Source organism: Peptidiphaga gingivicola (assembly GCF_001652275.1).
Lineage (GTDB): Bacteria > Actinomycetota > Actinomycetes > Actinomycetales > Actinomycetaceae > Peptidiphaga > Peptidiphaga gingivicola.
In genome coordinates, this window is record NZ_LVZK01000001.1 from 1,217,152 (window position 1) to 1,231,065 (window position 13,914).

Annotated in this window: 12 protein-coding genes and 3 tRNA genes; 12 read left to right on the forward strand and 3 right to left on the reverse strand. The window is 64.5% G+C overall.

The annotated features are described in order from the left end of the window. Positions 1-139: 139 nt before the first annotated feature. The 3 genes from A4H34_RS05000 (at position 140) to A4H34_RS05010 (ending at position 3,200) form a co-directional block, all read left to right on the forward strand. Positions 140-895: a ComF family protein gene (locus A4H34_RS05000; protein ID WP_064231280.1), complete on the forward strand. Its 756-nt coding sequence runs from the start codon at positions 140-142 to the stop codon at positions 893-895. Positions 896-1,051: 156 nt separating this feature from the next. Further along, positions 1,052-1,690, forward strand: a complete 639-nt coding sequence (hpf, locus tag A4H34_RS05005; protein ID WP_009199300.1) for a ribosome hibernation-promoting factor, HPF/YfiA family — start codon at positions 1,052-1,054, stop codon at positions 1,688-1,690. A gap of 127 nt (positions 1,691-1,817) precedes the next feature. Then, entirely contained in the window at positions 1,818-3,200 is a 1,383-nt protein-coding gene (locus A4H34_RS05010; protein ID WP_064231281.1) for an FAD-dependent oxidoreductase, read from the forward strand. A gap of 138 nt (positions 3,201-3,338) precedes the next feature. Here A4H34_RS05010 and A4H34_RS05015 read toward each other — a convergent pair whose 3' ends face one another. Further along, entirely contained in the window at positions 3,339-3,833 is a 495-nt protein-coding gene (locus A4H34_RS05015) for a YajQ family cyclic di-GMP-binding protein (RefSeq protein ID WP_009199298.1), read from the reverse strand. A gap of 182 nt (positions 3,834-4,015) precedes the next feature. On the opposite strand from A4H34_RS05015, the gene A4H34_RS05020 reads away from it, so the two are divergent. The 5 genes from A4H34_RS05020 (at position 4,016) to A4H34_RS05035 (ending at position 6,168) form a co-directional block, all read left to right on the forward strand. Continuing rightward, positions 4,016-4,096: transfer RNA gene (locus A4H34_RS05020), tRNA-Tyr, on the forward strand. Between the two features lie 83 nt (positions 4,097-4,179). After that, a tRNA-Thr gene (locus A4H34_RS05025) sits at positions 4,180-4,252 on the forward strand. 22 nt (positions 4,253-4,274) lie between these two features. Further along, positions 4,275-4,348: transfer RNA gene (locus A4H34_RS05030), tRNA-Met, on the forward strand. Positions 4,349-4,398: 50 nt separating this feature from the next. Beyond that, positions 4,399-4,569, forward strand: a complete 171-nt coding sequence (rpmG, locus tag A4H34_RS10670) for a 50S ribosomal protein L33 (protein WP_009199297.1) — start codon at positions 4,399-4,401, stop codon at positions 4,567-4,569. Positions 4,570-5,025: 456 nt separating this feature from the next. Further along, positions 5,026-6,168, forward strand: coding sequence for a UDP-N-acetylmuramate dehydrogenase (locus A4H34_RS05035; RefSeq protein WP_231870958.1), 1,143 nt, complete (start codon positions 5,026-5,028; stop codon positions 6,166-6,168). Positions 6,169-6,227: 59 nt separating this feature from the next. On the opposite strand, the gene A4H34_RS05040 is transcribed toward A4H34_RS05035, so the two are convergent. After that, positions 6,228-7,280 carry an adenosine deaminase gene (locus A4H34_RS05040; protein ID WP_009199295.1) on the reverse strand — a complete coding sequence of 351 codons (1,053 nt, stop codon included), beginning with the start codon at positions 7,278-7,280 and terminating at the stop codon, positions 6,228-6,230. A gap of 213 nt (positions 7,281-7,493) precedes the next feature. On the opposite strand from A4H34_RS05040, the gene A4H34_RS05045 reads away from it, so the two are divergent. The 4 genes from A4H34_RS05045 (at position 7,494) to A4H34_RS05060 (ending at position 12,547) form a co-directional block, all read left to right on the forward strand. Beyond that, positions 7,494-8,852, forward strand: a complete 1,359-nt coding sequence (locus tag A4H34_RS05045) for a sensor histidine kinase (RefSeq protein WP_082903075.1) — start codon at positions 7,494-7,496, stop codon at positions 8,850-8,852. Positions 8,853-9,113: 261 nt separating this feature from the next. Then, positions 9,114-10,400, forward strand: coding sequence for a sensor histidine kinase (locus A4H34_RS05050; RefSeq protein WP_064231282.1), 1,287 nt, complete (start codon positions 9,114-9,116; stop codon positions 10,398-10,400). Beyond that, on the forward strand, positions 10,388-11,032 hold the full coding sequence (locus A4H34_RS05055) for a response regulator transcription factor (protein WP_009199292.1): 645 nt from the start codon (positions 10,388-10,390) through the stop codon (positions 11,030-11,032). The genes A4H34_RS05050 and A4H34_RS05055 overlap by 13 nt, the downstream gene beginning before the upstream one ends. Before the next feature lie 276 nt (positions 11,033-11,308). After that, on the forward strand, positions 11,309-12,547 hold the full coding sequence (locus A4H34_RS05060; RefSeq protein WP_009199290.1) for a phosphotransferase family protein: 1,239 nt from the start codon (positions 11,309-11,311) through the stop codon (positions 12,545-12,547). A 101-nt stretch (positions 12,548-12,648) separates the two neighbouring features. Here the strand turns inward: A4H34_RS05060 and A4H34_RS05065 are convergent, their stop codons facing one another. After that, positions 12,649-13,854: a pyridoxal phosphate-dependent aminotransferase gene (locus A4H34_RS05065; protein WP_064231283.1), complete on the reverse strand. Its 1,206-nt coding sequence runs from the start codon at positions 13,852-13,854 to the stop codon at positions 12,649-12,651. Positions 13,855-13,914: the final 60 nt, after the last annotated feature.

The window sequence follows — 13,914 nt, forward strand, 5'->3', positions numbered from 1 at the left end:
CGCAGCGGCGTCGGCGTCCGTCCCGTTCCGCCGGGCGCCGCCTTGCGCGGCTGGGGCAGCCGACGAGGCCCCGCGGCCCGTCGCCTGTGGACATGTGGACACACCGCCCAGCGCGCCCTGCAGGGGCGAAGATCGAGCTGTGTTCGACGAGCTTATGGACCTGGTCTTCCCTCGGTCCTGCGCCGGCTGCGGGGCGTGGGACACGTCGCTGTGCGCCGCCTGCGCATCGGATCTGGCGGGGTCGTGGACGGACGCGTCCTGGCGCGCCCCCTACCTGCTTCATCCGAGATTGAGCCGTGAGGGGCTGGCCGTGCCCGGCGACTTTGAGCCGGCCTTTCCCGTCTTCTCCCTCGGCGAGTACCAAGGGAGGCGGCGGCGCGCGATCATCGCATGGAAGAACGTCGTCGACCGCGAACTCACCGACGCCGTCTCCCGCATCGTTGAGGCCCGCGCCCTGGAGCTGGCCGGCGCTCTGCGGGCGCGAGACGCCAAACCGGCAGGCGCGCCGCGGGTCGACGGGAGGATTCTCGTGGTTCCGGCCCCTTCGCGCTTTCGCAGGAGGCACGACGGCAGGTTCGTCGCGGGGCACATCGCTCGAGCCGTGGCGAAGGGGCTGACCGAGGCGGGCGTGCGTGCGAACGTCGTCGACGCGTTGAGAACGGGGAGCGCGCGAGGCTCGGGACTCCGGGGGCGATGCCGGAAAACGTCCTTGATTCGGGCGCGCCACGAGTTTCGCACGGAGCTAAATTGCGTGGTGGCCGACGACGTCCTCACCTCGGGCGCAACACTGGCCGGATGCGCGCGTGCGCTGGAAAAGGCCGGTGCAAGGGTGGTCTTCGCAGCCGTCCTCGCGGCGGCAGCCGACCCGAGAAATCGAAGGGCAAATGTGATTTAAACCTCGCTCGGAGGCGTGCGGTCGATTACAATGAGTGCATCGACGCGAACGCCCCGTTGGGGCGGCGGCCGTCTCCGGAAAAGGGGGTGATCTTCTCTGAGATTGCGTGAGATGCAGCGCCAGTTCCATTAAAATCACACCCCCAAGGAGAGCATTGTGGAGATTATCGTCAAAGGTCGAAACGCCGAAGTTTCCGACCGTTTCCGCACCCACGTCAACGAGAAGCTCTCGAAGATCGAACAGTTCGCGCCGAGGGCGCAACGGGTCGACGTCGAGATAACCCACGAGCCCAATCCCTCCCAGGCGGAAGTCTCCGAGCGAATAGAGATAACCGTCATCGACAAGGGCCCCGTCATACGCGCCGAGGCCGCCGCGTCCGATCGGTACGGGGCCCTCGACCTGGCGTCGGGAAAGCTTCTCGAGCGGCTGAGGCGCGCGCGTGATCGCCGCAAGGAACACCGACGTTCCGACGCCCACGTGAGCGCACCGCTGACGCTGACGCCGAAGGACGTCAATATTCCCAAGGCCAAGGAGCAGGCGGCCCCGGAGGCGGCCAAGGTCCCGACCGTCCCCGGCGAGGAGGTCGAGAACCAGTTGGGCGATTCGCCCGTCGTCGTCCGCCAAAAGCTGTACGAGGCGCAACCCATGTCGGTCGACCAGGCCCTGTACGAGATGGAGCTCGTGGGCCATCCCTTCTATCTCTTCATCGACGAGGAGACGAAGCAGCCGTGCGCCGTCTACCACCGCCACGGGTGGACGTACGGCGTGATTCGCTTGGACACTCGAACCGTCTGACCGACGCGGGGGCGGCGCCGAAAAGCGCGCCGCCCCCGCCGCAGCTTCGTGGGCCGCGCCACGCAGTGCAACGTCGAGGCTCCTTCCGGGATAAGCTTTCCCTCGGCTCTCTCGAGGAAGGACATACGTGGACAAACGTCACTACAACGTCGCTGTGATCGGCGCCGGCCCCGCAGGCATATACGCCTCGGACATCCTGTCGAAGTCCGATCTTGACGTTTCCATCGACCTGTTCGAACGGCTGCCCGCGCCCTACGGGCTGGTTCGATACGGAGTCGCCCCCGACCACCCCCGCATCAAAGCGATCATCGACGCCTTGTACAACGTTCTTCAGAGGGGGGACATCCGGCTGCTCGGCAACGTCGATGTCGGCTCGGATGTGACCTTGGCCGAAATGCACGAGCATTACGACGCGATCATTGTCGCCACGGGTGCGCTCGCCGACGCCCCGCTCGATATTCCCGGTGTCGACCTTCCCGGCTGCTACGGCGCCGCCGACTTCGTCGCCTGGTACGACGGCCATCCCGATTTCCCCCGCGACTGGCCGCTTGAAGCGACCGACGTCGCCGTCCTCGGCGTCGGAAACGTCGCCCTGGACGTCTCGCGGATTCTCGCGAAGCACGTCGAAGACCTCATGCCGACCGAGATCCCGGGCAACGTCGTTGCCCGGCTCAAGGACAACCCGGTGCGCGACGTCCACGTCTTCGGCCGTCGCGGACCCGCGCAGGTCAAGTTCACCCCGATGGAGCTGCGCGAGCTCGGCCGCGTCCCCGACGTCGACATCGTCGTCTATCCCGAGGACTTCGAGTACGACGACGCTTCGCAGGAGGCCGTCGAGAGCAAGAAGATGACGAAGCAGGTCGTGGACCAGCTCACCAATTGGGTGTTCCAAGAGCCTGAGGACCTCACCGCCTCGCGCCGCATACACATCCACATGCTCCAGCAGCCTGTCGCGATTCTCGGCGACGGCAAGGTCGAGGCGATCCGCATGGAGCGCACCCGGCTTCGGGGCGACGGGTCGGTCGAGGGGACCGGCGAGTACATCGATTATCCGGTGCAGGCCGTCTATCGCGCGGTCGGCTACGCCTCCAGCCCGATCGAAGGGGCGCCATTCGACGAGGAGAAACGCGTGATCCCCAACGTCGCAGGGCGCGTGGTCGAGGATGGGAAGCCCGTGGACGGGCTCTACGCCACAGGATGGGTCAAGCGCGGCCCCGTCGGCCTCATCGGATCGACCAAGTCGGACGCGCAGGAGACGATCGCCAACCTCGTTGAGGACGCGAACGCCGGCAGGCTTTCCGCGACGGGAACCCCCGACGGCGGGGAAGGAATCGTCGCCTTGCTGAACGAGCGCGGCGTGCGGTACACGACCTGGCACGGCTGGGAGCTGCTCGAAGCCTTCGAGAAGGAGCTTGGCGAGGCCGAGGGGCGCAAGCGGATCAAGGTCGTCGAACGCGAAACCATGACGGCCGTTTCGCGGGGCGAGGAGCACGACGGGAAGCTGTACTGACGTCCGCGCCGGCCCCGTGGGGTCGCGCGGCCCGCCGCACCCTCGTCGCGAGTTCCTTCGCTTCATCTTGCTGTGTCCGCTCCAGTTCTGGAGCTTGTCGGCGATGGGTCGGCCCGCCCTCGACGGGCCTGGAACTCGTCAGCGATAGTTTTGGAACTGGAGGGCGCAGTCGACGTCCGCGCCCTTGAGCAGAGAGATCGTCTCCTGAAGGGCATCGCGAGACTTCGATGAGACGCGCAGCTCTTCGCCCTGAATTTGCACTTTGACGCCCTTGGGCCCCTCGTCGCGCACGAGCTTCGAGAGCTTCTTCGCGTTCTCCTGGCTCAGACCCCGCTTGAGGGTCCCGACGAGCCTGTACTCCTTGCCCGATTGCTTTGGTTCGCCGTCGCCGACGTCGAGCGACTTGAGCGAAACCCCGCGGCGCACGAACTTGGTTTGGAGGACGTCGTAGACGGCAAGAACCCGCTCGGGGGAGTTGGCGGCGATAGTGATCGTCTCGCCGGAGAGCGCGATCGATGCGCCCACTCCTTTGAAGTCGTAGCGTTGCGAGATCTCCTTGGCGGTTTGGTTGACCGCGTTGTCGACTTCCTGGCGGTCGTACTCGGAGACGACGTCGAAGGACGAATCTGCCATGGATGCTCCTTTCGCCCGCGGCGGCGGGGGATGTTTCGTTGATTTGGCGCGGCGGTTCCCGTTTCTGAGAATGGGAGCCCCCGCCTCGTGACTCGCGTCTCCCATTCTACGGAAAATTTGACATGTACTGGGATCACCCTGGTAATCTCGTTTGGCGATGTCCGGGAAACCGAGCATTGTAAGGCGGGTTTCCTGAGCGGCCAAAGGGATCTGACTGTAAATCAGACGCGCGAGCTTCGGGGGTTCGAATCCCTCACCCGCCACGCGGTCAACCGCATGAGCGTGATTGGCGTCACCGAACTCCGGGCCACTGCCCGGATTGTTTGTTGATAAGCTTGTCCGCGCTGCCCCGATAGCTCAGTCGGCAGAGCGTCTCCATGGTAAGGAGAAGGTCAAGGGTTCGATTCCCTTTCGGGGCTCTATCACCGCAAGGTGAGATGCGGCGGGGTAGCTCAGCTGGTCAGAGCGCACGACTCATAATCGTGAGGTCGCGGGTTCAAGCCCCGCCCCCGCTACGGTCGCGAAGCGGCCCTCGCTTTGTTGACAAAACAAGAGGAGTTAGAAAGTGGCTAGCAAGTCTCAGGATGTTCGCCCCAAGATCACCCTTGCCTGCGAGGACTGCAAGGAGCGCAACTACATCACGAAGAAGAACCGTCGCAATACGCCGGATCGCCTTCAACTGAAGAAGTACTGTCCGAGGTGCAACAAGTCGACGTCTCATCGCGAGACTCGCTGATCGCTCTGCCCTCGCAGATTGAGGCCCGCGGCTTTGGCCGCGGGCTTTTGCTGTGCGCACAGGCGAACTTCGCCGTCGCGCGCCCGTAGCCTTGCGCTCCACGTCCCTCTTGCGCTGTTCCGCCATGCCGTCCTCTCGCGAATTCAATTCCACCAGGGGCCCTGTCAAAAGCGTCGGCTTACAGGGTTGCGCCGACGCCCAGAAGACGCTGTGGCAAAAGGGGGCCCGGCGCTCCAGGAAAACCCTTCGTGCGCCTACCCCGTCGGCGACACGCCCAAGGGGGCCCGACGCTCCAGGAAAACCCGGCGTCTCAGGAAGCGAACCCCGTGGGCGCCTCGGGAGGAGAACCCCGTGCCGCTTGGTGTGCCCGCCGTTTGGCTGTGCCTGCCGCATCGGCGCGCCTTCGTCTCTTGGTATGCTCAGCCCGTGAGTTGCAGCGTTCCAGAGCATTCAGCAGTGCCTCCCGTCCCTTCGGCGCCCCTGCCCGCCACCCGGGCTCGAATCGGAGCCGGTTCCTTCGCCGAGTTGACGACCTTCGCCGTGGGAGGCCCCTTCGATCGGCTCGTCGAGGCGTCGAGCGAGGAGGAGATCGTCGAGACGGTCCGCGAGGCAGACGCCGAAGGAGTCCCCGTCATGGTTCTCGGCGGCGGCTCGAACGTCTTGGCCGCCGACGGCCGTTTTCCCGGCGTCGTCGTGCGCGACGTGCGCCAGAGCATCGTCCTCAGGCAAGAGGGAGGGTGCGAAGGGGCCAACCTTCGGGTGAGCGCGGGAACCCCATGGGACGATTTCGTCGTCCACACGATCGCCAACGAGTGGATGGGAGTCGAGGCTCTCTCCGGAATCCCCGGAACGGTCGGAGCGGCCCCGGTCCAGAACATCGGAGCCTACGGGCAGGAAGCAGGCGGATCGATCGCCGGAGTCCGCGTTTACGACCGCGCGACCGGCAGGGTCGACTACCTGTCTTTTTCCCAGATGGAATTCGGCTACCGGACGTCCGTCGTCAAGAAGAGCCTGAAGGGGGGGTGGGGCCCCAGCCCGCGTCACATCGTGCTCGACGTCGATTTCCAGTTGAGGATCGCCTCGCTTTCCGCGCCCGTTCAATACTCCCAGCTTGCCCAGCTGCTCGGCGTGCAGCCGGGCGAGCGCGTGCCTTCGGTCGCCGTGCGCGACGCGGTTGTGGAGCTTCGCCGGTCCAAAGGCATGGTTTTGGACGACGCCGATCGAGACACCTACTCGGCCGGCTCGTTCTTCACCAACCCCGTCTTGAGCGAAGCCCAGGCTGCCAGGCTGCCCGACGACGCCCCGAAGCACGGGCTGCGCGACGGCAGCCGCACCGTCCTCGGCGCGGCCGCCCCGCGAGTCGAGGGGCAGGTGAAAACCTCCGCAGCCTGGCTCATCGACCACGCGGGATTTCCGGCCGGCTACGGAATGCCGGGGCCCGCGGCGCTCTCGACCAAGCATGCGCTCGCCCTGACGAACCGCGGGGGAGCGACGGGCGCCCAGATGCGGGAGCTGGCGCGAACCATTCGCGACGGCGTGCGTGAGGCCTACGGCGTGGTCCTGGAGGCCGAACCGACGATTATCGGTGGCTTGGACTGACCTTCGGCCACGCGACCTCCTGGCGTTTCGTTTCTTCCGTGGGAGCGCGCCGCTTCGTTTCAGGCGCCGTGTGCCTCCGCGTCGTCATCGTTCGAAGGATCTGCGGCCAGCCAATCCTGGATCTCGGCTTTCCACGTGCGCTTGGACGCCCCGTCGGCGAAGCTTGCCTCCACCGACGAAGACGCGAGGGCGGCGAGTTCGGCGTCGTCGAAGCCTTGCTCGCGAAGCGTCTCGTACTGGGCGGTCAGGCGCGAAAGGAAAAGAAGCGGGTCGTCGGCGCCCAAAGCGATCGTCGCGCCGGCGTCCATAAGCGTGCGAACGGGCACCCCCGAAGCCTCCGAATAGACGCCCAGGGAGACGTTCGAGGCAGGGCACACCTCGAAGGCGACGCCCTCGTCGATGACCCGCCTGAGGACGTCGGGGCTCTCCGCTGCACGCACGCCGTGGCCCAGACGCGTGGGTTTGAGGAAGTCGAGGACTTCGCGAAGGTGCTCGGGGCCAAGAAGCTCTCCGCCGTGGGGCACCGACCTCAGCCCCGCCTTTCGCGCGATGCGGAACGCCGACTCCCATTCGGACGTGACGCCCCGCCTTTCGTCGTTGGACAGGCCGAAGCCGACGACGTCCCCCGCCCCTTCCCCGGCGTACTTGGCCGCTAGGCGGGCCAGGGTGCGGGCTTCCAAAGGATGGCGGATGCGCGAGGCGGCGACGATTACGGCCACGTCCACGCCGGTCGCGCGGCTGGCGGTCGCGGCCTCGTCCAGGACGATCTCGAGCGCCGGGGTGATTCCGCCGACGAAGGGCGCGTACGACGTCGGATCGATCTGGATCTCGAGGCGGCGCGAGCCCTCTGCGGCGTCGTCCTCGGCGGCCTCTCGGACGATCGTGCGCATGGCCTCCTCGCTGCGGACCGTCTTCCGCGCCGCGTCGTAGGCGCGCTGGAATCGGAACCACCCGCGCTGGTCTGCCGGAACCTCGATTGCGATGTTGTCCGTCAGCCCCTCGGGCAGGCGTATGCCCTGAGCCTCGGCCATTCGCTCGAGGGTGTGCACGCGCATCGACCCTGTGAAGTGCAGGTGAAGATGCGCCTTGGGGAGGAGGTTGAGATCGCGCACGCCAACATTTTCCCATACGTTGAATGCTCCGATGCCGGATCGACACCCTGATCGTCTGCGGGCTGCCCCGGCAAGTCGATGCGGCGCCTCCTCGCGTTCAGGCGCCCCGATCGTTCGCGGGAACAGGCATTCTCGCGCTGTCGGGCTATCCTCACCCCGATTGTCCAGAATGCAAGATATGCGGACTGCCTCGGGAATGGAAAAGTTGAAAATATGAGCACTGTTGAAATGGTCCCGCCTTCGAATACGAGCGGCGCCACGTACGATAAAGCCGTGAAGGCAACCGAAGCGAATGGATACCGAGTCGCGGGGCAGCGGAGAACATTCAGGAAGCGTTTGGGGCGAGCCGTGGCCTACTCGGCATATATGTTGTCGGCTGCTCCCATTCATTTGGGATTTTTCATCGCTGTGGCGGTCTTGATCCCCCTGGGGGGAGGATTGACGCTGATCGGGGGCGTGGTGGTCATACTCCTGGGAATCATGGTTGCCAGGCTCGGAGCCACGGCCCAGCGTCGTCTCAATGAGAAGACCATCGGCGCGGAGCGTCCAGAATTTATCTACGCGGTGCCGAAAAGCGATGGGAAAGTAATCAGATTCTTATATCCGTTGCGCGATCCGCAGTCATGGCTTGACGTGCTATGGGTATTCGTGTCGTTTCCCATTGCAATCGCGAACTGGTGCATTGCGTTTATCTGGGTCCTCATGACGTCCGTCAGTCTCGCACAGCCGCTTACGCTTTGGATTATTGGAGTAAGTAATGTCAATCACGGCTACAGAGGCATCGGGGAAGCGTTGAATATTCCCCACCCGTACCTCTTCGATGCTGGCTTCGGCTTCTGTATGGGGTTGCTTTCTTTGGTATTTGGCCCCTATCTGGTGAACGCCGCAGGCAATGTCCAGTTCTACGTCGCTGATGTGTTGTTGTTGCGGCGTGCTCGGGATCGGGCGGATATTGAGCGGTTGACGCGGTCGCGTGAGGCGGGTCGTCGGGCGGAGAGTGCGGCGTTGCGGAGGTTGGAGCGGGATTTGCATGATGGGCCGCAGCAGAGGTTGGTGCGGTTGAATATGGATTTGGCTCGGGCTAGGCGTCAGGCGGGCAGTGATCCGGTCAGGGCGCAGGCGATTTTGGATGAGGCGATGGTTCAGACTCAGGATACGTTGGCGGAGTTGCGTCAGCTGTCGCGGGGGATTGCGCCTCCGGTGTTGGTGGATCGGGGGTTGGTGGCCGCTGTTCAGGAGGCGGCTGCTCGGTCGGTGGTTCCTGTGTCGGTTCATGCGGGTATTCCGGCTGTGCCTGATCATGTGGCGTCGGCGGCTTATTATGTGGTGGCGGAGAGTTTGGTGAATGTGAATAAGCATGCGGGTGCGTCGTCTGTTGTGGTGACGATTGATGTGTCGGGCGGGGTGTTGCGTTTGTCGGTTGTTGACGATGGTGTGGGCGGGGCTGATGTGTCGAAGGGGCATGGGCTTGTGGGGTTGGAAGAACGTTTGCGTTCGGTTGACGGTACCCTTGAGATTGACTCGCCTGCAGGCGGACCGACCACAATCGAAGCGGAGATTCCATGCGTGTGATTCTTGTGCGCGCCGGCGAAGAAAACTCGCGAAAACGGATGACCCCATGCGCGTGACGGCTCCGTTCGGAAGCTGCGGGAAAACTGTCCAGCTGGCCCTACAAGGGTTGGCCGGGCCGCAGGATAGTTCGCACGACGTCCGGCAGGGGAAAGTAGAGGTATGACTACAAGCGACATCCGTTCACACTTGGAAAGAGCCGCTGAAACTGTGGAACGAGGCGATGGGCAAGGCCGAGGCAATGGCCGGCGTCAGAGTCTTTCTATGCGTTTCAGGTGGACGACGGCTTACGCGAGTTACATGCTTCTGGCCTTTCCCCTCCATCTCATCCTTTTCATCCTCGTCGTCGTCCTGTGCGCCGTGGGGGCGTCGCTGACCGTCATCTTCGTGGGCTTTCCCATCCTTTACTCGGGAATCATGGTCGCCAGAGCCGGCGCCGTCCTCCAACGCTGGATAAACCGCGCGTTTGCGGGTGACAAGACCTCTCCCCCCATCCTGCGCCTTTTCAAAAGAGAGAGCGCGTACGACGGCCTCCTCTATCCGACGCCGGGAGACATGGACTGGTTCCGCAGGCTTCTGTATCCGTTGCGCGATCCGCAGTCGTGGCTCGACGTGCTGTGGGTTGTCGGCTCGTTCCCGATCACGATCCTCAATTGGTGCGTGGCGCTCACATGGGTGGCCGCAATTCTGGCTGGTTTGACCGCGCCCATATCGCTTACGATCCTAGAGAACATTAACGAGAGCTGGAACAACGGACTGGGAGAGCTTCTCGACATCCCGCACCCATTCCTTTTCGACGTCCTCCTTTCCTTTGTCGTCGGCCTTGTCATGCTGGTCTCCGCGCCGCCGGTTATGAAGGGCCTTGCAACGCTCCAGCTTCTTTTCGCTGATGTGTTGTTGTTGCGGCGTGCTCGGGATCGGGCGGATATTGAGCGGTTGACGCGGTCGCGTGAGGCGGGTCGTCGGGCGGAGAGTGCGGCGTTGCGGAGGTTGGAGCGGGATTTGCATGATGGGCCGCAGCAGAGGTTGGTGCGGTTGAATATGGATTTGGCTCGGGCTAGGCGTCAGGCGGGCAGTGATCCGGTCAGGGCGCAGGCGATTTTGGATGAGGCGATGGTTCAGACTCAGGATACGTTGGCGGAGTTGCGTCAGCTGTCGCGGGGGATTGCGCCTCCGGTGTTGGTGGATCGGGGGTTGGTGGCCGCTGTTCAGGAGGCGGCTGCTCGGTCGGTGGTTCCTGTGTCGGTTCATGCGGGTATTCCGGCTGTGCCTGATCATGTGGCGTCGGCGGCTTATTATGTGGTGGCGGAGAGTTTGGTGAATGTGAATAAGCATGCGGGTGCGTCGTCTGTTGTGGTGACGATTGATGTGTCGGGCGGGGTGTTGCGTTTGTCGGTTGTTGACGATGGTGTGGGCGGGGCTGATGTGTCGAAGGGGCATGGGCTTGTGGGGTTGGAAGAACGTTTGCGTTCGGTTGACGGTACCCTTGAGATTGACTCGCCTGCAGGCGGACCGACCACAATCGAAGCGGAGATTCCATGCGCATCCTGATAGCCGACGATTCTGTGCTGCTCAGGGAGGGGCTGACCCTCATCCTGAACGACGGCGGACACGAAGTCATCGGCGGAGTCGGCACCGGGAACGAGCTTGTGTCCCGGTGCCTTGCCCTGCGGCCGGACGTGACGGTAAGCGACATCCGAATGCCGCCCTCGCACACCGACGAGGGCCTGCGCGCGGCGGTCCGCATCCGCGAGGAGTGGCCCGAGGCCCCCATTCTCCTGCTCAGCCAGTACATAGTCCTCAGCTACGCCACCGAGCTTCTCTCGTCGGGCTCCGGCTCGATCGGATACCTGCTCAAGGATCGCGTGAGCGACCTTGACTCCTTCCTCGACGCCGTCGATCGGGTCGGCAACGGCGGCATGGTCCTCGATCCCGAAGTCGTCGCACAGATGATGGGACGCGGACGCCGGAACGATCCCGTCGCCAGCCTCACACCGCGCGAACGCGAGGTGTTGGAGCTCATGTCGGAGGGCCACACGAACTCGGCGATCGCCAAGCGCCTCGTCGTCTCCGAAGGGGCTGTCGAAAAGCACATCCAGAGAATTTTTGCCAAGCTCGGTCTGCACGCCAACAGCGAAGTCCATCGGCGGGTTTCCGCTGTTCTCACTTTGTTGGGCACGTGATCGGCATCTGGGTCGAGAGATCGACGCGGGCGGACGCGTGGTCGGCAGGGAACCGGCCCGCCGGCGCTATAAAGAGAGGGATCGTTGCAATCAAGCCAGAAATCGACAAAACTCAGCCAGGCCGGAGCGGGTGCCGAGGCGGTTTGCGAGCCGGCGGTGGGAGGCCCGCTTGACCGATATGTCGACCACTTTGGATTCGAAGCAGAAATCTGTTCGAATATCAACATGTTGTGTTTAACGTGCACGCTGGCCCACGCTGTACGGTAGAACTTATATATGAGCATTCCCGGGAAGGACCGTGAAAAGGCGGACCTTGCATTGCTCATCGGCAGCGGCGCCGGTGAGATTCTGCGCAGCGCTCTCATGAACATGGGGCAGCCTGCGGTCATACGGGGGTGGGAAGTCCATTCGATCCATCATCGTCCCGGCGCAGGAGTGACTGCCGGCTATTCGGTGACGCTCGATCGGATACTCCCCAACGGCGCCCACATGCGCGTGGAGGAGTATCTGTGCGCCTCGACGGCGCGCCTGTCCCACCCCAACACCCCGGGGCTCGTGTACGTGTCAAAAGGGGACTCCACGTTCTCCGTTTGGCGCTACCCCGCCGATCCTGAGCTTCCTGCGCTGTTCTTGGCTTGCTCGCCCGAGCATATGAGCGCCCTTTTGGGCATGCCCGTATCCGTGGAGCTCATGAGCTATCGCCCCACTCGCCGCGCCGTCGTCCGGGTGCGGGCGGCGAACTCCGTCAGCTACGCGAAAGTCGCGCGCCCCCCGCAGGTCGAATCGTTGGCGAAACGCCATATCATGCTCTCCCGCGCGGGGATTCCGGCGCCGCCGGTCCTCATCCACGACGTTCGAGGGCTCCTGGTGATCGGCGCCGCCAACGGAATTCCGCTCTCGACCGCAATTTCTCGCGGCATGGGAAGAAACGCGGCCCCTCTGCTCGGCTCTCTCACGGCCTTGCTGAACGCTTTGCCGCGCGAGGCCCTCTCGCTCAGCCATCGGCCCGCCTGGGCGGACCGTTCCACGCATTACGCGCACGCCGCCGGAACCGCTTTGCCCGAGGAACGCGCCCGTTGCGAGGCTGTGGCGCACGGGATCCATGAGCTTCTCGCCAGTTCGGACCCCGGGCCTTTGGTTCCGGTCCACGGAGACTTCTACGAGGCGAACATCTTCGTATCCCACGATTCGTCGAGGGTCACGGGAATCATCGACGTCGATTCGCTGGGGCCCGGCCACCGAGTCGACGATTGGGCTTGCCTGCTCGGCCACATGAGTGTTCTTCCGCATCTGGCCCCGGACTCCTACCCGTACGTTCAGGACGACCTTCCGATCTGGAGGGACGCCTGCGAGCACGCCGTAGATCCTGTGGCGCTGTGCGCGCGCACGGCCGGGGTGGTGCTTTCTCTTGTCGCCGGGGCGAAGCGGGTCGACGGCGCCGAGTGGATCGACGACGCCCTCGGCCGCCTTTCGACGGCCGAGGCGTGGCTTGAGCGGGCCTACCGCCATCGCTGAAGTCGCGCAGAGCGAGCAGGGGCGTCAGTCGAAGTTCCTGCGAGACGTCGGCGGGATGTCAGCGAAGGCTCCGCGAAGGACGTCGGCTGTGGCTTCCGGCGTCAGCCGAGGAGCTTTTGCACCCGTCCCAGGCCCTCGACGAGGTCCTCGTCGGAGAGGGCGTAGGAGAATCGCAGGAAGCCGCTGGGGCCGAAGGCCTCGCCGGGAACCACGGCGACTTCGGCCTCTTCGAGGATGAGCGCCGCCAGCTCGGCCGAGGTCGCGGCGGACTTTCCGTTGACGTCGCGGCCGAGCACCGCCTCGACGTTGGGGTAGACGTAGAAGGCGCCCTTCGGCTCGGGGACGGCGAAACCGTCGATTGCGCCGAGCATCTCGACCATCTTTCGACGCCGACGGTCGAACGCCTCGCGCATCTGGGCCACCACGTCCTGCGGCCCCGTGAGCGCCGCCAGCGCAGCCCGCTGCGAGACGTTTGCGACGTTGGAGGTGGCGTGGGACTGGAAGTTCGCTGCAGCCTTGATCACGTCGGACGGGCCGTACATCCAGCCGACCCGCCAACCAGTCATGGCGTAGGTCTTCGCGACGCCGTTGAGGACGACGGCGCGGTCGGCGAGCTCGGGAACCTCGCTCAAGATGTAGCTCATGGGCGTGCCGTCGTAGACGAGATGCTCGTAGATCTCGTCGGAGATCACCCAGATTCCGGATTCGAGGGCCCATTGCCCGATTGCCCGGACCTCCTCGGGGGAATAGACGGATCCGGTCGGATTGGACGGCGAGCACAGAAGCAGGGCCTTGGTCTTATCCGTCCGCGCGGCTTCGAGCTGTTCGACGCTTGCCTTGTATTCGGCGTCGGCCCCGGCGAAGACTTCGACGGGAACGCCGCCGGCCAAGCGGATCGCCTCGGGGTAGGTCGTCCAGTACGGCGCGGGAAGGAGCACCTCGTCGCCGTCGTCGATAAGGGCGGCGAAAGCCTGGAAGACGGCCTGTTTGCCTCCGTTCGTCACGATGACGTCGTTCGGGTCGACGGCGTTGCCGGAGTCGCGGAGCGTCTTCGCCGCGATGGCCTCGCGCAGCTCGGGGAGGCCTTTGGCCGGCGTGTACTTGTGGTTCTTAGGGTCGCGGGCGGCTTCGACGGCGGCTTCGACGATGAACTCGGGCGTCGGGAAGTTAGGCTCTCCGGCCCCGAATCCGATGACGGGGCGCCCTGCCGCCTTGAGGGCCTTGGCTTTGGCGTCCACTGCGAGAGTCGCGGACTCTTGGATGGCGGCGAGGCGGGCCGATACTCGGCGGGTTCTGTCATTGCTCATGCGTCCATGGTTGCACGTTTCGTCCCCGTCGCGCGCGCCGGTCCGCGTTTCAGCGCTGTG